General features: G+C 34.2%; 16 protein-coding genes and 2 riboswitches. Of the genes, 12 read left to right on the plus strand and 4 right to left on the minus strand.

The window, feature by feature from the left end; all coding sequences use genetic code 11:
* Nucleotides 1-43 precede the first annotated feature (43 nt).
* A complete protein-coding gene (locus E4Z98_RS03460) occupies nt 44-1,351 on the minus strand; it encodes a hemolysin family protein (protein WP_135253713.1) in 1,308 nt (435 codons plus the stop codon).
* 216 nt (nt 1,352-1,567) lie between these two features.
* On the opposite strand from E4Z98_RS03460, the gene E4Z98_RS03465 reads away from it, so the two are divergent.
* The 4 genes from E4Z98_RS03465 (at nt 1,568) to E4Z98_RS03480 (ending at nt 8,257) form a co-directional block, all read left to right on the plus strand.
* On the plus strand, nt 1,568-3,061 hold the full coding sequence (locus E4Z98_RS03465) for an AcpB/EbpR/MafR family transcriptional regulator (protein WP_135253712.1): 1,494 nt from the start codon (nt 1,568-1,570) through the stop codon (nt 3,059-3,061).
* A 177-nt stretch (nt 3,062-3,238) separates the two neighbouring features.
* Nucleotides 3,239-5,134 (plus strand): beta-glucoside-specific PTS transporter subunit IIABC, encoded by a 1,896-nt coding sequence (locus E4Z98_RS03470; protein WP_135253711.1) that lies wholly within the window; start codon nt 3,239-3,241, stop codon nt 5,132-5,134.
* Between the two features lie 13 nt (nt 5,135-5,147).
* Nucleotides 5,148-6,581, plus strand: a complete 1,434-nt coding sequence (locus tag E4Z98_RS03475) for a glycoside hydrolase family 1 protein (protein WP_135253710.1) — start codon at nt 5,148-5,150, stop codon at nt 6,579-6,581.
* A 233-nt stretch (nt 6,582-6,814) separates the two neighbouring features.
* Nucleotides 6,815-8,257, plus strand: a complete 1,443-nt coding sequence (locus tag E4Z98_RS03480; protein WP_135253709.1) for an amidase — start codon at nt 6,815-6,817, stop codon at nt 8,255-8,257.
* A gap of 37 nt (nt 8,258-8,294) precedes the next feature.
* Here E4Z98_RS03480 and E4Z98_RS03485 read toward each other — a convergent pair whose 3' ends face one another.
* Complete coding sequence (locus E4Z98_RS03485) at nt 8,295-8,675, minus strand: DUF1093 domain-containing protein (RefSeq protein ID WP_135253708.1); 381 nt, start codon at nt 8,673-8,675, stop codon at nt 8,295-8,297.
* 168 nt (nt 8,676-8,843) lie between these two features.
* On the opposite strand from E4Z98_RS03485, the gene E4Z98_RS03490 reads away from it, so the two are divergent.
* From E4Z98_RS03490 to E4Z98_RS03505, 4 genes are all read left to right on the plus strand, one after another.
* Complete coding sequence (locus tag E4Z98_RS03490) at nt 8,844-9,422, plus strand: phosphatase PAP2 family protein (RefSeq protein WP_135253707.1); 579 nt, start codon at nt 8,844-8,846, stop codon at nt 9,420-9,422.
* A gap of 33 nt (nt 9,423-9,455) precedes the next feature.
* Nucleotides 9,456-9,555: riboswitch (guanidine-I (ykkC/yxkD leader) on the plus strand.
* A gap of 58 nt (nt 9,556-9,613) precedes the next feature.
* A complete protein-coding gene (locus tag E4Z98_RS03495; RefSeq protein ID WP_135253706.1) occupies nt 9,614-9,946 on the plus strand; it encodes a DMT family transporter in 333 nt (110 codons plus the stop codon).
* 1 nt (nt 9,947) lies between these two features.
* Nucleotides 9,948-10,262: a DMT family transporter gene (locus E4Z98_RS03500; RefSeq protein WP_135253705.1), complete on the plus strand. Its 315-nt coding sequence runs from the start codon at nt 9,948-9,950 to the stop codon at nt 10,260-10,262.
* Between the two features lie 128 nt (nt 10,263-10,390).
* Nucleotides 10,391-10,840, plus strand: a complete 450-nt coding sequence (locus E4Z98_RS03505; protein ID WP_135253704.1) for a hypothetical protein — start codon at nt 10,391-10,393, stop codon at nt 10,838-10,840.
* Nucleotides 10,841-10,898: 58 nt separating this feature from the next.
* Here E4Z98_RS03505 and mgtA read toward each other — a convergent pair whose 3' ends face one another.
* The gene (gene mgtA / locus E4Z98_RS03510; RefSeq protein WP_135253703.1) at nt 10,899-13,532 is read right to left on the minus strand and encodes a magnesium-translocating P-type ATPase; all 2,634 of its coding nucleotides are present in this window, start codon (nt 13,530-13,532) and stop codon (nt 10,899-10,901) included.
* Between the two features lie 295 nt (nt 13,533-13,827).
* Nucleotides 13,828-14,000: riboswitch (M-box (ykoK) riboswitch) on the minus strand.
* A 56-nt stretch (nt 14,001-14,056) separates the two neighbouring features.
* Nucleotides 14,057-14,536, minus strand: coding sequence for an FUSC family protein (locus E4Z98_RS03520; protein WP_135253702.1), 480 nt, complete (start codon nt 14,534-14,536; stop codon nt 14,057-14,059).
* A gap of 214 nt (nt 14,537-14,750) precedes the next feature.
* Here E4Z98_RS03520 and E4Z98_RS03525 point away from each other — a divergent pair, with 214 nt between their 5' ends.
* The 4 genes from E4Z98_RS03525 to E4Z98_RS03540 all read left to right on the plus strand — a co-directional run bounded on the left by E4Z98_RS03525 (nt 14,751) and on the right by E4Z98_RS03540 (nt 20,098).
* Nucleotides 14,751-16,178, plus strand: a complete 1,428-nt coding sequence (locus tag E4Z98_RS03525) for an amino acid permease (protein ID WP_135253701.1) — start codon at nt 14,751-14,753, stop codon at nt 16,176-16,178.
* A gap of 170 nt (nt 16,179-16,348) precedes the next feature.
* Nucleotides 16,349-17,902, plus strand: a complete 1,554-nt coding sequence (locus tag E4Z98_RS03530; RefSeq protein ID WP_135253700.1) for a PTS transporter subunit EIIC — start codon at nt 16,349-16,351, stop codon at nt 17,900-17,902.
* Nucleotides 17,903-17,934: 32 nt separating this feature from the next.
* Nucleotides 17,935-19,302: a class-II fumarase/aspartase family protein gene (locus tag E4Z98_RS03535; RefSeq protein WP_135253699.1), complete on the plus strand. Its 1,368-nt coding sequence runs from the start codon at nt 17,935-17,937 to the stop codon at nt 19,300-19,302.
* 10 nt (nt 19,303-19,312) lie between these two features.
* Complete coding sequence (locus tag E4Z98_RS03540; protein WP_135253698.1) at nt 19,313-20,098, plus strand: carbohydrate deacetylase; 786 nt, start codon at nt 19,313-19,315, stop codon at nt 20,096-20,098.
* Nucleotides 20,099-20,182 lie beyond the last annotated feature (84 nt).

Here is a 20,182-nt window from a genome sequence, read left to right on the forward strand (position 1 = left end):
TAAAAAAGAGTTGTGACAAATTTTTGCCACAACCTAGGTGTTGTTATTCTTCTATTTTGGTTATTTTAACTTGAGTAATGATAACACCGTGTTCCATATCAGTGATTTCAAATCCATAACCTTGATAATCGATAAAACTCCCCACTTTAGATTGATTTGGATCGTGATCTAGTAACCAGCCCCCAATACTAGTAGGAGATTTCCCATTATCTTTATGGGATTCTTCAAAGTTTAAATCAAATTGTTTAGAAAGTTCAATTAATTCAGTCCGACCATCAACTAAATAACTGTTTTGCGTTATCATCGTAATCATTGGAAGTTCATGATCTTGCTCATCTTGGATATCACCAAAGACTTCTTCAATGATATCTTCAATAGTAACAAGACCTGATGTCCCACCATATTCATCTACTAAGATAGCAATATGTTTTTTCTCTGTTTTCATTTCTTCTAATAACTCTTTAATCGGTGTGTTTTCAAATATGACTAATATTTTATTTATTTCAGAAGTAATAGGAGACGTAGGATCTTGAATGTACAGTTTGATTAAATCTTTTTGTGTTATATAACCGATAATATTGTCTTTTGTTTCATGAACAACAGGGTAGCGACTATGTCCTTCTTTTATCGAAATATTTAAGGCTTCTTCAGCTGTTAATGATTCATCTAAAATATCCATATCTGGACGTGATACCATGATTTCGCGAGCAAGTGTTTGATCAAAACGGAAGCTATTTTCAATTAATTCAAACTCTTCTGAGTTAATTTCACCATGTGACAAACTTTGTGAAGCAATGATTAATAATTCTTCTTCTGAATGATGTTCTTCGCCTTCACCGGCAATTTCGACACCAATTAATTTTCCAATACCTGAGGCTGATTTGTTTAGTAACCAAATGAATGGAAAAGAGATCTTATAAAACCAGTGTAACGGTCTAGCCACCGATAAAACTGTTTTTTCTGTTTTAGAGATACTGATTGATTTTGGAATTAATTCTCCAATGACAACATGTACAAAGGTCATAATGGCAAAGGCAAGAATGAATGAAATCAATGTTCTCATTGACGCACTAATGGGGACTAATGAAAGGACAGGATGAAGTAAATGTTCAATCGTTGATTCCCCAATCCAACCAATCGCTAAAGATGTCAGTGTAATGCCTAGTTGACAGGCGCTTAAATATTCATCTAAATGGTTTACAATGTGTAAACTAAGGGTGGCATTTTTATTTCCTTCGTTACTTAGTGATTCTAATCGTGTTTTTCTTATTTTTACGAACCCAAATTCCGCAGCAACAAAAAAAGCTGTCAGTAGAATCATTAGAACGATAATGACTAAATTTAATAACATTAAGGTAACTCCTTCATAATTTAATAAGTTAAATGTAACTTATTTTATGAAAAAAAGTCAAACATATAAGTAACGATGCTATCTTTATAATTTAGTGAGGTTATCTATATAAATGTCATAAAAATAGAAAAGGAATAGGACTCGTTGAATAACATAAATAATGATATGATAAAGATATTGACACATAAAAGTATAGATTAAGTAAGGGAGGACAGTATGAGAGAGCTATTAGGTGATAAAGATAATAGACGTTTACAAGTAATAGAAGCTATTTATTTGAATCCGGGAATGTCAATTGAACAGATAGCCGATAAACTAACACTCACTTCCATGCAGGTTCAAATTGATATTGGTTTTTTAAATAAACCATTAACACCTTTAGAAATTGAAGTAACCAAAGATAAAAAATGTTTTTTACATATACCACAACATTTATCGTCCAAAGTAATTTATCAAGTCTTTTTGGAGCATAACCTTAACTTTAAATTGTTGGAAGCGATTCTCTATAAAGAATATGAACATTATGAAGAATTAGCTAATGAGTTATTTATTTCACAGGCAACGTTGAAACGTACAATTAGCTTTGTTAATGGGTGTTTTAAACCTCATGGGATATCCATTAAATCACGACCTGTAAGAATTGAAGGTAATGAAGCTAATATTAGAGCATTTTATCTTTTTTATCTGCAAGAACGTTATCCAGACGATCAGTATCCTTTTGAAGAAAGAATTCAGATATTTTCTAAAGACTTAGTTAATTTATTTATTGAAAAATTTCCAAGTGATATGTTTAATTATGCGAGTAAAACAAGAATGAAACGATATGTTGCTGTTTCTTTATTAAGGGAAACAAAACATCATGAATTTGAACATGAGGCGATTCCTAAAGACTTAGAAGATTTAGTAGAAGATGAAATTAATCGGTATGTGAATAAGGAGAAATTTGAATATATTTTTAAAATGCCTTTAACACCACAACTGTATCAAGGGTTATTTTTACAGTATATTAATTATCGCCACGCTTTTTCAATTAGAGATTATCGAGAAAGGATTTCATTAGTCTCAGAAAATCATGAGATATTTGAAGGAATCAAACAAACAGTTGAAGCCATTAGCCAACAGTTTGATATTACGCTTAGTAACAAGGATAGTTTACTCATTCGTTTGTATAATGTTATGTCAATTGGGGCTCATTTAACGATTACCCCGTATGTCATTTATCCTAATCGAAAAATTTTTCTTTTGTTTAGTCAGTCTTTGAAGGCAACAATATTAGACACATCAAAGGCATTATTTAATCAGTATATTCCAATGGTTGCTGGACAAAATGAAGCTTATTTTTATGAGTTTTTATACTTATTAGTTACGCATTGGCCAAATTTTTATCAAAAAATTACCAATCAAGTCTCTCCTTGTCATGTAGGTTTGTTTTTTAATAGTGATGTTGAACATATGTATTACACAAAAGCAAATTTAGAATTTATTTTTGGTAAAAAAATTAATGTAACTATTATAGAATCCGATTCGCTAGAAGAGTTATCAGAAAAAAGTAACAGGGTGGATTTGTTGATTATCAACTTTATCTTACCTGAACTAATAAAGTTAGAGGTTCCTTATGTTAGTGTGGTAGATGGCCTTGGAGAAAATGAGAATAGACAGATTCTTCACTTAATCGATACTATTTATTATGACAATATGTACAATAAATAGTATTGAATAGTGATTTATTTATCATCCTGCAATTAAGCTAGTTAATAGCCTGATTGTGGGATAATTGTTTTAGTAGCTCAAAAAAAATTTTTTTATGAAACAAATTGAGCTATTCAATGTTTTTTTTTAAGCTATGATAATAGCATCAAGTAATAAAAATAACAAGGAGGATAAGTCATGAGTAATAAACAATTGGCAATGGACGTATTAGAAGCAGTTGGCGGACAAGAAAATGTTAAGTCTGTCGTTCACTGTGCTACACGTTTACGTTTTAAATTAAATGACGAATCAAAAGCAAAAACAGATGTATTAAATCAACATCCAGGAGTCATTAAAGTGGTTCAAAGTGGTGGACAATATCAAGTAGTAATTGGTAGCCATGTGAGTGATGTATTTGAAGAATTAGAAGGTCTAGGAAATTTTGGTGGGTCTTCTTCTAACGCAACAGAATCAAATGATGGAGAAACCTTTGTAGGAAAAGCAATTGATATTATTTCTTCTATTTTTACTCCTTTCTTAGGTGTTCTAGCTGGTTCTGGTGTGTTAAAAGGACTATTAAATTTATGTTTAGCTTTAGGTTGGTTAGACACACAATCTGGGACCTATCAATTATTAAATGCAGCATCAGATGGTATTTTCTACTTTATGCCGATTGTATTAGCACTTACAGCAGCACGTAAATTTAAAACAAATGAATATTTAGCTTTAGTATTATCAATGGCGATGTTATATCCAGGATTTGTTGAATATGCAGCAGGAATTGAAGCAGCAAATGGCAGCTTAACTTTTTTAGGCTTACCAGTTATTTTTAAAGCTGCTATTGGTTATAAATCAACAGTTATTCCTATTATTTTAGCTGTTTGGTTACAAAGTTATGTGGAAAAATTTGCAAAAAAAATTGTACCAAATTTCTTAAGAACATTTGGGGTGGCATTAATAACGTTACTAATTATGGTGCCATTAACATATTTAGTTATTGGACCTATTGGTTTAGTAGTCGGACAAGTAATCGGAAATGCATTTAAAACTATTTACACAACATCAGATCTTTTAGCCGGTGCTGTTTTAGGTGGATTCTGGCAAGTCCTAGTGATCTTTGGTATGCACTGGGGATTAGTGCCTGTTACCTTACAAAATTTATCGACAACAGGTATGGATAATATGATTCCTATGTCACTAGCGGGTGTATTAGCGCAAGCTGGCGCAGCATTTGGAGTTTTCTTAAAAACTAAAGATCAAAACTTAAAAGGTATTGCAGGTTCAGGCGCTTTAGCAGGTTTATTTGGGATTACTGAGCCAACGGTTTATGGTGTAACATTACCTCTTAAACGTCCATTTATCTTCGCATGTATTGGTGGAGCTATTGGTGGAGCTATCGTAGGCGCAAATGGTGTTATATCTTATGCATTCGGTCAAAGTATGTTAACCTTACCAAGTTTTATTAATAAAGAAACAGGCGACACGTCTAAAATGGTGATCGCTGCAATCGCATATGTAATTGCAATTGCTTTTGCTGCAATCATGACATATTTCTTTGGAAACGTTAATGGAAAAAATAAAGAAGTGACTCAAGAATCAGTTACAACAAAAGAAGAAGTTGGCACAAAAGAAACAAAGGCTAATGAAACATTTGTGAGCCCATTAAATGGTCAAATGATCAATTTAGTTGATGTTGAAGACGCAGTATTTAGTTCAGGTGCAATGGGACAAGGTGTCGCTATTGAACCAACTGAAGGTAAATTATTTGCACCAATTGATGGTGAAATTGCATTATTATTCCCTACAGGTCACGCAATTGGTATGAAAACAACTGATGGTGCAGAAATCTTAATGCACATCGGCATGGATACCGTTGAATTAAACGGCGAAGGTTTTACAGCGCATGTTGCACAAGGGGATCAAGTGAAAGCTGGTCAATTATTAATTGAATTTGATATTGATTTTATTAAATCTAAAGGTAAACCGACTGTCACGCCAATTGTTGTAACTAATTCAGCTGAATACAATAACGTAACAGTTGCCGAACCAAAAGCAATCGAAGCTGGCGAAGAAATATTCACAGTAGAAAAATAGAAACGGAGTGGTAATGGTGAAATTTCCAACTAATTTTTTATGGGGTGGCGCAACGGCTGCTAATCAATGTGAGGGCGCTCATTTAGAGGATGGAAAAGGATTATCAATTGCTGATGCGATGCCAGGTGGTAAAGAAAGATTTAAAAAAGTATTCGCAGAAGATTTTGATTGGTCGATTGATGCGTCAACCAATACATACCCAAACCATACGGGAATTGATCATTATCATCGATACGAAGAAGATATTGCCTTATTTGCGGAAATGGGATTTAAGAGCTATCGCTTCTCAATCGCATGGACGCGTATTTTCCCAACTGGTTTAGAAGAAACACCTAATGAGTTAGGTTTAACTCATTATGAGAAAGTGATTGAAACTTGCTTAAAATATAATATTGAACCAGTTATTACTATCTCTCATTACGAAATGCCACTTCATTTAGCAAAAGAATTTGGTGGTTGGCAAGATCGTCGTTTGATTGATTTATATGTGAAGTATGCTGAGGTTGTCATTCGACGTTTTGCTGATAAGGTAAAGTACTGGATGACATTCAATGAAATAAACGGAGCCTTACATTTTCCAGCGCTAAGCTTAGGTATGGTACCTAGCACTGGTTCAACCAATAAGCAATTAATTTTCCAAGCATTGCATCATCAATTTGTGGCATCAGCTAAAGTCGTTAAACTAGCGCATGAAATTAATGATGAGTTAAAAATTGGTATGATGACGATTTACGCAACGGGTTACGGCATGGATTGTCATCCTGAAAATCAAGTGGCAAACATGGAAAAAGGCCAAGAAATCAATGGATTCTGTTGCTCTGTTCAAGCTTTGGGAGAATATCCAGCTTATACTGAACGCATGTTTAAAAAATATGGCGTACAACCGCTTGAAATGGCTGAAGATGATTTAGCTTTAATTAAACATCATACAGTGGATTACATTGGTTTAAGTTACTATATGTCAACAGTCATCGATGTTATTGATCCAGATGCTGCTAAAGTTGCAGGTAACTTAACAGGTGGCGCTAAAAATCCTCATTTACCAACAAGTGATTGGGGTTGGCAAACCGATGCGATAGGTTTAAGAATTGGTTTGAATGAACTATATAGTACATATAAAAAACCATTATTCATTGTTGAAAATGGCTTGGGTGCTATTGATGTCATTACTGAAGATGGCAAAATTCATGATGATTATCGTATTGATTATTTACGTCAACACATTGAACAAATGGCCCTAGCAATTGCTGATGGCGTTGATTTAATGGGTTATACACCATGGGGATGTATTGATTTAGTTAGTGCATCAACTGGTGAAATGTCAAAACGTTACGGTTTTATCTATGTTGATAAAGATGATAATGGTAATGGTACTTATAATCGAATGAAAAAAGATTCATTTGACTGGTACAAACAAGTAATTGCGACTAATGGTGAAGTTTTATAAAATGTAGTAAAGCTGGGACAATAAGTCTCAGCTTTTTTTAATAATTAAAACAATTTTGTATGTTATTTTCATCTTTTTATAATTTTTTCTATTAAACGCATACTTATTCAATATTCTAATCTGATTTATGTTGCTTAATATTATAAAATTCATATACTTGATAAAATAAACATATGAAAAATTATCAAGGGATTTTTTTTATTTGATTATTTAATAATTGAAAGGAATTAAAGATGAAAGATGCCTATTATTGGATTACCCAATTAAAAAATAAACAGCTATCTCAGCAAGAGCTAATTTACGATATAGAACAGAAAGTGAAACAGTTGAATCCTCAACTAAATGCATTGATTACTTTTTCTTCAGATGAGGCCATTAAGTCATATAATCAATGTGATAATATTGAAGAAACGTTATTTTTAGGACTTCCAGTTCCCCTAAAACTATTAGGACAAAATAAACAAGGGTGGTTGGATACCTCTGCTTCAAGGTTATTTTCAAATTATTACTCACCGAAAAATAATTATTTCGTAGATAAAGTAGAAAGTGTTGGAATTATTCCTTTAGGACAAACCAATTCACCTGAATTTGGCTTCAAAAATATTACCGATTCAATGCTTCATGGGGTAACACATAATCCATGGCAAACGGATTATTCTCCAGGTGGTTCTAGTGGAGGGGCAGCGGCAGTTGTAGCAGCAGGTATTTTCCCAATGGCTATGGCAAGTGATGGTGGGGGATCGATAAGAATTCCCGCGTCATTTTGTGGCTTAATTGGTTTTAAGCCTTCTCGTGGGATGATGCCAGTTGGTCCTAATGGTTGGCGTGGCTGGCAAGGAGCCTCTATAAATTTTGGCCTAACGATTTCAATGAGAGACACACATTTATTATTTCACGCCCTAAAAGGTGTTCATCCAGCTGCCCCTTATCAACCCGTTATTAGCTCTCATGTACCGAAAAAAAATCTTAAAATTGCGTACTGCCATGCTTCGCCAGTTAACACTCATGTGTCGATGGAAGCTAAAGAAGCACTTGATAAAACAGTTAAGCAACTAGAACAACTAGGCCATTCTGTCGTTGAAATTAACTATCCTATAGACGGACAACAACTTATTCGTAGTTATTATGCAATGAATGGTGGAGAAACAGCGGCCATGTTTGACAATATAGAAAGAAGTATTAATCGAAGTGTCACCATAGATGATATGGAACTGATGTCTTGGGGAATCTATCAATATGGGAAAAAACTTCCTGCTGCTAGCTATGTTAATGCGTTGCAAACATGGGATGTAGCAACATTTCAAATGGAAAGATTATTTGAAACGTACGATGTCTTTTTATCACCCACAACGGCGACCACTGCACCAAGGATTGATGAAGTATTAGTATCGAATGAAATAAAGGATAGATTAAGAAGAAGTGAGGAAATGAACGAGACAACCTGTGCTGAATTAATTGAAGAAATGTTTTCAAAAAGCTTGGCATTAACACCTTATACACAATTGGCCAATTTAACCGGACAACCAGCAATTAGTTTACCTGTACATGTTAGTCACCAAGGATTACCAATAGGCGTTCAATTGATGGCTGCTCGAGGAAATGATGAGTTATTATTATCGTTAGGGAAAGAGTTAGAAAGTCAGTGTTTATTTGAATTACCTTCTTATTATTCATAAAAAAAGAGAGGCTCGTGAGCCTCTCTTTTTAAGGTTATTATTGTAATTTATTTTTTATATTATTAGGGACATCATCAATTGAAATGACAGCTTTTTTGATAATACGTTTTTCACTAGCATTAAATTTTATAATAGTACCGGCTTCATAAGCTGCCCCATCTTTATATTTACCTGTAGTGATGACATCAAACTCTAATTGACGAGCTTTTCCGTCTTTATCATAGCTAGTTACTTGATATTTATAGCCATCACCTAGGGGATTTCCGCTAACGTCCTTGATAGTGGTTAATTCAGGAAGTGGATCACTAATAACTCCATAATAATCTTGTCCAACATAAGTTGATTGGTAATAATCCCAAACTTTATAACCACCAAAAGCTAATAATAATACAACAATTAATCCAAATAATTTTTTCATACATATATCCTCTTTTCTATTTATAACTTAATTATAATTTACCATAGGCTATAAGGGAATAAATCAGACTTTTGGCGTATTTTTAGTTGGTCTTTTGGAGGAGATAAGTTCACGTATACGATTGGAAGGTGTATAATAAAGGGAGTGAATACTAAGAGGTGAATATGGATGATTCTGTTATTACTAATAAGTTTAGTGATTTTTATAGGAATGATACGAGGTGTTAAACATAATCAAACGACTCAATTAGATGAACAAGTGATGACGTTTGCTTTGAGTCACCGTACGTTTTTTTGGACGGTTATGATGAAACTATTTACTGAATTAGGTAAACCAATTCCAATAGCGATTATTTGTTTGTCTAATTATTTTTATTTTTCAAAAGATACAATATTTGGTAAGCAATTGATAATAACGGTAATAGTCGGCATGGTCGCTGCTTATTTTGTGAAAATTTCGGTCAAGAGAACACGCCCTGATGAGCATCGATTAGTACAAGAAAAAGATTATAGTTTTCCTAGTTACCATGCATTGGGAGCAGCGATGGTTTATTTTTCAATTGCAGCTGAATCAATTAACTATGGATTAAAGCATGCACTAATGGCGAGTATTATCTGTGTTATATGCTTTTTTATGATAGGTTATAGTCGTGTTTATTTAGGTATTCATTATATTAGTGATGTGATTGCAGGGTGGAGTTTAGGGGTAATGATAGTCTGCTTAGTTAACTTTTATTATGCAATCTGATTGACAAAAAAATAAAATAAGGTATGATTAATTTATTAAGTTTTCTAGGGTTCCGCATCGATGATGGACTGGTCCGAGTGAAAACGCGCAAATAATAATTTGCGTCACACGGAAGGACAAAATCCTGGGAGAAGATTGTGTAAGCAGTCTTTTCCTAGGATTTTTTATTTTGTTAAGGAGGATGAACGAGTGTGAACAAGAATTGGTTAATGATTTTAGTGGCAGGAATTGTCGAAGTAGGATGGGTGATAGGGTTAAAACATTCTAGTAACTTATTAGAACATTTATTAACAATTATCGCTATTTTTATGAGTTTTTATTTACTAATTAAGGCTAGCCAACAATTGGCTGTGGGAACTGCGTATGCAGTATTCGTAGGGATTGGGACAACAGGTACTATCTTAATGGATACGTTATTATTTGGTAGTTCTTTATCAGTGATTAAAGTATTATTGATTGTCTTGTTATTAGTAGGGGTCATGGGACTTAAAGTATTGAGTGATCATTCGGAAGGAGGGCATTAAGATGGCATGGATGTATTTGATTTTAGCAGGTTTATTTGAAATGGTAGGCGTTTCTTTAATTAATAAATTTAATAATGAAAAATCATGGCAATCTGTCTTGTATTTATTGATAGGATTTGGTGCAAGTTTTTACTTTTTGAATTTAGCAATGAATGAGATTACTATGGGGACTGCTTATGCTATCTGGACGGGTATTGGTGCTGCTGGCGGTGCTGTCATGGGGATGTTATTTTATGGTGAAGCTAAAGATTGGCGAAGAATTATTTGTTTATTCTTAATTATCGGCTCAGCAATTGGGTTGAAATTAGTTTCTTAATCCAAGTAACTGTGCAACAAGTGAGGACGTAATAGTTTGGGTAACGCCTTGACTAATGGTATGATAGAGATGAAATCATATTGATGTTATTTAAACTGAAAAGATACTGTTTAAAATGGAGGCGTGTTATGGAAAATACATTAAATTTAGAAGGTATTCGTTTTTTTCATTTTTATATTGGCGGTCAGTTTATTGGTTATCCTAATGTGAAAATTAAGGAAGACGATGGCCAAGTAGATGTAAGTATGGCATATGGCTATTCTGTAGAAAAAATTGAATCTGAAGCACCAATTGCTGAATTAACAGAAGAGAATTTCCGCTTGTTTTTAGCAGAATTATTTATGCTAATTGAAGATTGGGAAACACGTTATGTTAATTATGAGATGTTAGATGGCACGCAGTGGGGAATGACGTTGTCTTATAATGATTTGGATGATGAAAAGAATCGAACCGAAGATATGACAGATCTAGAGGATACGTTAATTATTTCGGGAAGCAATGCTTTTCCAGATAATTTCGACACATTATATGCCTTAATGGCAAAATATGGTATTAAAAACCCTAAATTTAAGTATTAGTTTTAATCTATTTATAAAAAGGAGCTGTGACAATTTTGTCACAGCTCCTTTTTGTCTTTTATAAGAGTTCACCGTATTTTTTGATATAGAAATGTTTAACAATCGTTACCAATAATAAGTAAGCAATAACGGTTACTACTAACCAAGTCCAATAGTTTCCTGGCAGTGGTGCTAGGTCTAAGTTTGTGCCAAAAGAAGTAAACGGTAAGATAGTTCCTACCAAGATACCTAGTGTGGTAATTGTCGTCATAATAAATGACGCATTACTTTGTAAGAATGGGATTTTTGGTGTTCTTAATGCGTGAAGCACCAGCGTTTGTGTCCACAGAGATTCTACAAACCAACCCGCATGGAATAAAGCAATAAAGCCGACTTTTTGCACGGGATCAAGTGAGGCATATGACCCACCCATAACTTGTGGGCAAATGACGTAAAACATTAGAATAAAGGTAGTAATATCAAAAACCGAACTAGTTGGACCAAACCAAAACATAAATTTACCAATACTTGATGCGTCCCATTTTTTAGGTTTTTCTAAATATTCGTTATCCATTTTGTCCCAAGGAATTGAAATGCAAGATAAATCATAAATTAAATTTAAAAATAAAATTTGAATAGGTAGCATAGGAATGAAAGGTAACATTATACTAGCAGCTAACACAGAAAACATGTTTCCAAAATTTGAGCTGGCAGTTGTCTTAACGTATTTCATAATATTTCCAAAAATTTCTCGACCAGATAAGATACCTTTTTCTAACACCATTAAATCTTTTTCTAGCAAAATAACATCGGCACTCTCTTTAGCGATATCGACAGCTGTATCGACAGAAATACCCACATCAGCTTCTTTCATCGCTGCCGCATCGTTAATACCATCTCCCATGAAGCCAACTGTATGGCCATTCTCACGTAATAGTTTGACTAACTGTGATTTTTGGGTAGGATTTAGTTTGACAAAAATATGATGTGTTTCGATAATTTCTTTCATTTCAGTTTGAGATAATCGTGAAAGCTCATCACCTGAAATGATCGTATCTATTTCTAATCCGACTTGTTGGCACACGGTTCTAGTTACTAATTCGTTATCTCCGGTAAAGACTTTGACCCCAACACCGTGTTCTTTTAGTGCTTGGAGAGCCGCTTTTGTTGTTTCTTTTGGTGGATCTAAGAAGGCTAAGTAACCGATTAAGACCATCTCAGATTCGTCTTTTATAGAAAATTCTCCTTCAACACTTGGATTTGTTTTTTGAGAGACGCCTAATACGCGCATACCATCTCGATTTAAATCTTCTACTTTTTCTAAAATATTACGACGTTCTTCCTCGGTAATCGGTACGATGCTATTGTTATATTCAACATATGAAGAGATGGCTAACATTTCTTCAATAGCTCCTTTAGTAATCATTTGACGTTTGCCTGATTGATCTTCCATGACGACACTCATACGACGGCGTTCGAAATCAAAAGGAATTTCATCGACTTTTGTATAGTTAAATGAAGTAAGATCTAATTGCTCCTTAGCGCCTTCAATAATTGCTACATCAAGCAGATTTTTAAGCCCTGTTTGATAGTAACTGTTTAAGTAGGCATGTCGTAAGACACGATCGTCTTCTTGCCCATTACAGTCTAAATGATATTCAAGAATAATTTTATCTTGTGTTAATGTTCCTGTTTTATCGGTACAAAGAATATCTATTGCACCAAAATTTTGAATGGCATTTAGATTTTTGATGATCGTTCCTTCTTTGGCCATCTTGTTAGACCCTTTAACTAAGTTGGTGGTGACAATCATCGGTAACATTTCAGGTGTTAATCCGACCGCTACAGATAACCCAAATAAAAATGCTTCCATCCAATTATTAATGGTAATCCCGTTAAGGATGACAACTAGAGGTGCCATCACTGCCATGAATTTAATCAAGAGCATAGAGGTCTTGTTAATACCAATTTCAAAGCTTGTTTGTACAGGTTTTTCAGCTAGGCTATCTGCTATTGAACCAAACATTGTGTTATTACCAGTTGCGATCACAATTGCTTCAGCGCTACCACTGATAACGTCACTTCCCATGAAAACTAAATTGTCATAAGAAGTATCACTTTGAGGCTCATGAATAATAGTATGAGCGTTTTTTTCAACAGGATAGCTTTCACCTGTTAGAGAAGATTGTGAAATGAATAAGTCTTTACTATTAATTAGACGTAAATCAGCAGGAATCATATCACCTGCGGCTAACCTAATCACATCACCGCAAACAACTTCTTCAATGGGGATTTCGTTATAAGTCCCGTCTCTTTGAACATTGGTGGTGACTTTTACAAGCGATTTTAATTTCTCCGCAGCTTTGCCTGATTTAACTGATTGAATCAAGGTCATTGTACCACTAACTAATACCATTAATGTGATGATAAATACCCCAAATAAATCACGTTCTTCAGGTGCAGCTAAGACAAAATCTGTAATAAATGAAATAATTGCCAATGTAATTAATACAAGGGTAAATGGTGTAATATAAGCTTTAACAATTTCTACAATGAAAGGTGTTCTTTTACCATGTGATAGAATATTTTCGCCAAATGTCTCACGATTTAGTTCAACATCTTTAGTATGTAAACCTTTGGGAGAACTGTTTAAACGCTTGAATAGTTGGGTAATTGTCTCTGTTGCAAATTCTAAATAATTTTTTTTTGTCATAATGATTTCCTCTTTTCTATAGGTTCTCTTTAAATGAGAGCATGTTGTATGAGGAAATTATGAAATAGAAAAGGTTATAACAGGCGACAGCTAATGAAATAGTGCGCCCGTAAACTAGGTGGTTCCTCTTTAAGTGTCATAATTTCCTGCTCAGATTGACTATCGTCCATTAGTGTCGCCTCCTTTTTTTTGTATAGAAAAAGCCCTTCGCTAAGGCTCAGCGAAGGGCAATAGATTTCATGATTGATTGAATATAACTACTTTAAACAGTTATACGCGCACCAAAAAAACACGGCTATTGATCTAGTCGTTGAGCTTTAGCACTATACAACGTAAAAAACATTAACGTTTTTAGCTACCTTATGAAAAGCCTTATTTCGACAATTCCTGTTCTACCCATTGGCGTCTTTCGACATTTTTGGGCAGTAGCCTATGTTTGTATAGGAGCCTCACCTAACAAATATTTTACTTTCATCTACAACTTAACATCATAGATTGAAAGTGTCAATCAGTTTTTTTATAAATCATACGTTATTTTTTGTTTTGTGATTGGGGAGAGTATAGTCAACAGCTAAGCCAATGGCTAAACCGATAAAGCTATCAATAATTCTATTGAATGCATAAATATACGTTTGATGTTCTGGAATCATAAAGAGAATTGTAAATAAAGTGGCACAACTTCCAACCGTCCCTTCAGTTGCTTTTAATTTTGTTAGAACGGTGATCATACTAATGATGATTAAGGGAATAACGGTTAATTCTGTGAGTGTTGTTTTGCCAAAAAAGTCAAATATAGTAATAACGATCAGTGAAGATAGTGCACCTAGCGTGTTTCCAATAACACGATCTTTTCCAAAACGTACACTATTTTCGAAGTCTTTACGAATGGTAAAAATAGCGGTTAAAGCAGACACAATATAGGTTTCTCTATTAAATACAATACTAAATAAAATACACAAAAAAACAGCAAATCCCGTCTTAAATGTTCTCATTCCAAAAGGCATTAATTAGTCTCCTTAAACTCTTATATTACTTGCAAATATCTACTATAAAGGATATTAAAAAAAATAACAATGCGTTCCGTCGTAAAACTGTCTTATAAATCAATGTAAAAATTAAAGTTTGGTTAGTAATTGATGGTAACTATTGTGGAATATATAACTTATTTTTAAACTAGAGTCGTAACAAATATAAAAAGAAAAGGAAGTGATCTATCGAATGGATCAAAAGCAAATGAGATGGTTTACGGTCGGTTTAATTGCTTTTAATATGGTGTGGGGACTGGGAAATGTTGTTAATAATTATTCACAACAGGGCATTTCTGTCGTTACATCATGGATTTTAATTTTAGCCTTATATTTTATACCGTATGCTTTAATTGTGGGTCAGTTGGGTTCAACATTTAAAGACAGCAATGGTGGGGTAAGTTCATGGATTGAAAATACAATGAACAAACGCTTAGCTTATTACGCTGCATGGACTTATTGGGTCGTACATATTCCGTATTTAGCACAAAAACCACAAGCGATTTTAATCGCCTTAGGTTGGGCAGTTAAGGGAGATGGTAGTTTTGTTTCAGGTATGTCAGTTCAAATGGTTGCTATTATTAGTTTAGTTATTTTCTTATTGTTCTTATACTTGTCAACAAAAGGATTATCTACCTTAAAAGTAATTGGTGGACTTGCGGGTACAGCGATGTTTGTTATGTCTATTTTATTTATTTTACTTGCAGTAGGGGCACCATTTATGGATCATACAATGGAAATTGCTACGCAAGATATGACCAATATCAAAACCTACATTCCAAAGTTTGATTTATCTTATTTTGCAACGATTTCGATGTTAGTTTTTGCGGTAGGTGGAGCAGAAAAAATTTCACCTTACGTTAACCAAACGAAAAATCCCGCAAAAGAGTTTCCTAAAGGGATGATTTTATTAGCCATTATGGTTGGTGTTTCAGCAATTTTAGGTTCAATTGCAATGGGGATGTTATTTGCAAGTGACAATATTCCAGCTGACTTAATGACAAATGGTGCCTATAGTGCTTTCCAAAAATTAGGAGAATATTATGGCGTAGGTAATTTCTTAATGATTGTTTATGCATTAACGAATACCGTTGGTCAAATATCAGCTTTAGCGTTCTCAATTGATGCGCCATTACAAGTGTTGTTAGCTGATGCTGACAAGGAATATGTTCCTTCTTGGTTACGACAACGTACAGCTAAAGGCACGTTAAAAAATGGTTACTTATTAACAGGTATATTAGTAAGCATTATCATTTTATTACCGATCTTTGGTATTAAAAACATGGACGAGTTAGTTAAATGGTTGACGAACTTGAATTCTGTTGTGATGCCATTACGTTACTTGTGGGTATTCTTAGCTTATATGATGTTAAATAAAGCGTTCAAAAATTATCAAAATGCTGAATATAAATTCATGAAAAATCCTAAGTGGGGTTATGTTATTGGTTTATGGTGTTTTGCTTTTACAGCTTTTGCATGTATTTTAGGAATGATTCCAAAAATTCCATACGGTTCTGAAGGTTGGTGGTTCCAAATGATTTCTAATATCGTGACACCTATCGTATTTGTCGCATTAGGAATGATTTTACCAGCGATTGCTAAAAGAGAGAGAAAAAATTAATTCTATTATTATCAAAGGGTCGTAGTTATTGCTGCGGCTCTTTTTTTGTGCACAGAAATGACCTAGGTCATTTTATGTGACCTAGATGATAGCTACTAATTTACTTGACCTTTGATAAAGCCTTTTTACATGATATTATCGCACTATAAACTAAATAAAGGAGATACGTCATGAGTAGGAGTAAGAAATTTAGTGAAGGAATTCAACAATTTGGTAGAACGTTATTGCTACCTATTGGAGTGTTAGCACCAATTGGCATGATTTTAGGGATTAGTGGAGCATTTGTTCAACCTTATATGATTGAACAGTTTCCGTTTTTGGGAAATGAAGCGGTCAATGCCACACTTATTAGTATAAGAAGTATTGCAAGCGTTATTTTTGATAATATTCCGTTACTTTTTGCAATGGGTGTAGCTTATGGTATGAGTAAAAAAGACAAAGGAATTGCAGTATTTGCCTCTGTGGCGGGTTATTTAACTATTATTGCGACAATGAATGTTTGGTTAACGTTAACTGGTAAAATGGCTGATCCAGAGATAATGACACAAGTAGGTCAAATTAGCGTCTTAGGTATTCAAACCATGAATATTAGTGCAGCAGGTGGTATCGTGACAGGATTAGTCGCTGCATGGGCGACAGATCGTTTTTATAATCTACAATTACCAACGGCTTTAGCGTTCTTCTCAGGTAAAAAGTCAGTACCAATTATTACCATCGCTTGTATGGTCGGTTTAGGATTAACAGTGCCATTTATTTGGGAAGTATTTGTAGGCGTGTTAATGAAATTATCCGTAGTTATTTTAAGTACATTTGGTCCATTTTTTACGGCATTTGGTGAACGTGCCTTTATCCCATTTGGGTTACATCATGTATGGAATGCGTTGTTCCGATTTACAGAAGCGGGCGGCTCATACGTCATAGACGGGGAAACTTATGTGGGTGTCTTGCCTGCTCTAAATGAAGTGCTTTTTAATCAAGGACCAAACAGTGAATATTGGACTATGATGCCAGAATTAACCAGGTTTATGGCACAACAACAGATGTTGATTACGCTATTCTTATTCCCGGCTATAGCATTTGCTATGTATCGTTCAGCTAGAGTAGAAAATAAACCTGAAGTCAAATCAATGTTGATCACGTTAGTTCTAACAGCCATGCTAGGGAATGTAACAGAACCATTAGAGTTTACCTTTGTGTTTATTGCACCATTATTATTTATTGTGTATGCCGTGATATGTGGAATAGGCGCCGTATTACTTTCGCTAGCAGGTGTTGCAATTGGTTATATTCGGGGAACAATTTTTGATTTTGCAATTTTTGGCTTACTCTATAAAGGAACCCATTGGCAATATTTTGTATTAATCGGAATTGTAATGGCGATTCTAACCTACTTCGTGTTCTATTGGGCGATTAACAAGTTTGATATTAAGACGCCTGGTAGAGAAGAAAGTAATAATATTGATAGCACATTATTAAAAGAAAAACGCTATGATGAAGTCGCTGGTTTAGTCTTACAAGGATTGGGCGGCACGGCTAATATTTCAAGTGTAGAAAACTGTATCACACGTTTAAGAATTGATTTAAACGATGTATCAAAAATTGATAAAGACATCTTAGAAAAATCTGGCTGTACAGGCTTTTTCTTCCCATCGGCAAAACATATTCATATTGTTTATGGTCCACAAGTAGAATTTGTCCGAAATGCACTAGATGATATTAGATAGATAATTTACGATAAAAAAGGGAGTAACTAACAATGAGAGCATTATACGATTCTAAAAGTAAAACAATTGATGATAGAGGGATAAAAAATATTTTTACCAATGAAACGAAATATAAGACTTGGTTGATGTTTGAATCAGCTTTAGCTCAAGCTCAAGCAGAAGAAGGCTTTATTCCAGAACAAGCAGCGAAAGACATTAAAGAAGCAGCCAAAATTGAAAATATTGATTTTGAAGAAATGGATCGTATTTATCGAGAAATAGGGCATGGATTTGTACCATTCCTAAAAGTGCTAGTGAATGCTTGTCCGGATGATAGCGGAAAATTTGTACATTACGGAATTACTACACAAAATATCCAACAAAGTTCTCAAATGTATATGATGAAATTGGTTCATGATAAATATATGAAGTTATTAGGCGAAATTTTAGATAATTTATCTGATTTAGCCGAGCGTACCAAAGATTATGTGATGCCTGGTCGTACGCATGGACGTCACGCGACACCTATCACTTATGGCTATAAAGTATCCGTTTGGATTAGTGATTTTATTGAGTGTTATGAACGCTTGAAAGAATCGGAAAAACGAGTATTCAAATTAATGATGGGTGGAGCTGTAGGGACGTTTAGTGCAATGCCAGAAGTTGGATTAAATGTCCAAAAACGAGTCGCAGATTTAACAGGAATGTATTATATGGAAGTTCCTTCACGTAATATTAGTACGCATAAGTTAGAATATATGATGAATTTAGCCTTGTTATGTAATGTGTGTCACAAAATTGGGGAAGAAGTATATAGTACAACGTTAGAAGAAATTGCCGAAGTCTCAGAAGGTTTTAAAAAAGGAACGGTCGGAAGTAGCACGATGCCTCATAAAATCAATCCTAAACTCGCAAAAGGTATTATTGCCAATTCGCAAAAATTATACTCATTACCAGGTGTTGGTATGTATTCAGCTGTTCGTCCGTATGAAGGCGATAGCAGCTCATATATGTTATTTGATGGGATTGTTGAAGAAGCACTGGAATTAACTACAGAAGTATTATTACGTACCGAAGAATTAACTAGAACGCTAACGCCTCACAAAGAGAGAATGCTGCATAACGTGATGCGCAATAAAGGTTTAGATAATACAGAATTTGTCATGATGAAAATGGCAGAAAAACTAGGTAAAGATGATGCCCATTCATTGCTTTATGATATTGCAATCAAAACAGCTGCTGACGGAGAAGATTTCTTCACTAACTTAAAAGCAGACCCACTTATTTCGGCAACGTTTACCGAAGAAGAGATTGCCTCATTTATTGACCCTAGAAATTATGTCGGGTTATCTGTTGAATTGGCACAAAAGGAAGCAGTCCGTGCTAAACTAGTATCAGAAGCGATTAAGTCACACTATTAAGAGGGAAGAAATGACCAAATTAATAATCAATGCAGATGATTTTGGCTATTCTAAAGCGATTAATTACGGAATTATCGAAACACATCAAGAAGGGGTGCTAAGCTCTACTACAATGATGGCGAATATGCCAGGATTAGCTCATGCAGCTACTTTGGCAAAAGAACATCCTAACTTAGGAATTGGGGCTCATTTAGTTTTAACTTCTGGTCAACCGATGTTAAATTATTCCCATTTAACACAGTCAAATGGTGATTTTATCACACGTAAGCAGTTGAATAAACAGTTAGATAGTCTAGATCTTGAGCTAGTTTATGAAGAATGGGAAGCTCAAATTCAACAATTACAAAGAGTAGGGATTAGGTTAACCCATTTGGATACGCATCATTATGTTCACGGATTGGGAGAGTTGTGGCAACCGATGGAACAATTGGCTAAAAAATATCAATTACCTATTAGAAATTGTCTGAATGTAAAAGAACATTTGACGGATACCAAGATTGCACCAGCAGAAGAACTATGGTTAATGTTTATTCATGAAAAGATGAAACAAATGACGCAACCTTATTCAGTTGTTAGAGATGAATTATTATCAATAATTGATGAAGAGGCGAAACATTATGCGACCTGTTCTGTAGTAGAAGCCAATTGTCATCCAGGATTTTTAGATGAGACGATTATGTTCGGTTCAAGTTTTACTCACGCGAGAATGCGTGAGGTTGAATTACTTTGTGATCCGTTGTTGAAAACGATTTTAGAAAATCATGGATATGAGCTAGTTACCTATAAAGATATCTAGAAACAACTGGTGAAAGCCAGTTGTTTTTTATTAAAAATTTCTCTATTAATATTATGACATATATTGTTATGTTATAATATTTCC

Origin of the sequence: Vagococcus xieshaowenii (assembly GCF_004792515.1) — a bacterium.
GTDB lineage: Bacteria > Bacillota > Bacilli > Lactobacillales > Vagococcaceae > Vagococcus_A > Vagococcus_A xieshaowenii.

Excerpts from the sequence above, each read along its gene's own strand:
- E4Z98_RS03475 (WP_135253710.1), top strand. The coding sequence starts at position 5,148 with ATGGTGAAATTTCCAACTAATTTTTTATGGGGTGGCGCAACGGCTGCT.
- E4Z98_RS03530 (WP_135253700.1), top strand. The coding sequence starts at position 16,349 with ATGAGTAGGAGTAAGAAATTTAGTGAAGGAATTCAACAATTTGGTAGA.
- E4Z98_RS03540 (WP_135253698.1), top strand. The coding sequence starts at position 19,313 with ATGACCAAATTAATAATCAATGCAGATGATTTTGGCTATTCTAAAGCG.
- E4Z98_RS03505 (WP_135253704.1), top strand. The coding sequence starts at position 10,391 with ATGGAAAATACATTAAATTTAGAAGGTATTCGTTTTTTTCATTTTTAT.
- E4Z98_RS03460 (WP_135253713.1), bottom strand. The coding sequence starts at position 1,351 with ATGTTATTAAATTTAGTCATTATCGTTCTAATGATTCTACTGACAGCT.
- E4Z98_RS03525 (WP_135253701.1), top strand. The coding sequence starts at position 14,751 with ATGGATCAAAAGCAAATGAGATGGTTTACGGTCGGTTTAATTGCTTTT.
- E4Z98_RS03485 (WP_135253708.1), bottom strand. The coding sequence starts at position 8,675 with ATGAAAAAATTATTTGGATTAATTGTTGTATTATTATTAGCTTTTGGT.
- E4Z98_RS03465 (WP_135253712.1), top strand. The coding sequence starts at position 1,568 with ATGAGAGAGCTATTAGGTGATAAAGATAATAGACGTTTACAAGTAATA.
- E4Z98_RS03520 (WP_135253702.1), bottom strand. The coding sequence starts at position 14,536 with ATGCCTTTTGGAATGAGAACATTTAAGACGGGATTTGCTGTTTTTTTG.
- E4Z98_RS03535 (WP_135253699.1), top strand. The coding sequence starts at position 17,935 with ATGAGAGCATTATACGATTCTAAAAGTAAAACAATTGATGATAGAGGG.
- E4Z98_RS03470 (WP_135253711.1), top strand. The coding sequence starts at position 3,239 with ATGAGTAATAAACAATTGGCAATGGACGTATTAGAAGCAGTTGGCGGA.
- mgtA (WP_135253703.1), bottom strand. The coding sequence starts at position 13,532 with ATGACAAAAAAAAATTATTTAGAATTTGCAACAGAGACAATTACCCAA.
- E4Z98_RS03490 (WP_135253707.1), top strand. The coding sequence starts at position 8,844 with ATGATTCTGTTATTACTAATAAGTTTAGTGATTTTTATAGGAATGATA.
- E4Z98_RS03500 (WP_135253705.1), top strand. The coding sequence starts at position 9,948 with ATGGCATGGATGTATTTGATTTTAGCAGGTTTATTTGAAATGGTAGGC.
- E4Z98_RS03480 (WP_135253709.1), top strand. The coding sequence starts at position 6,815 with ATGAAAGATGCCTATTATTGGATTACCCAATTAAAAAATAAACAGCTA.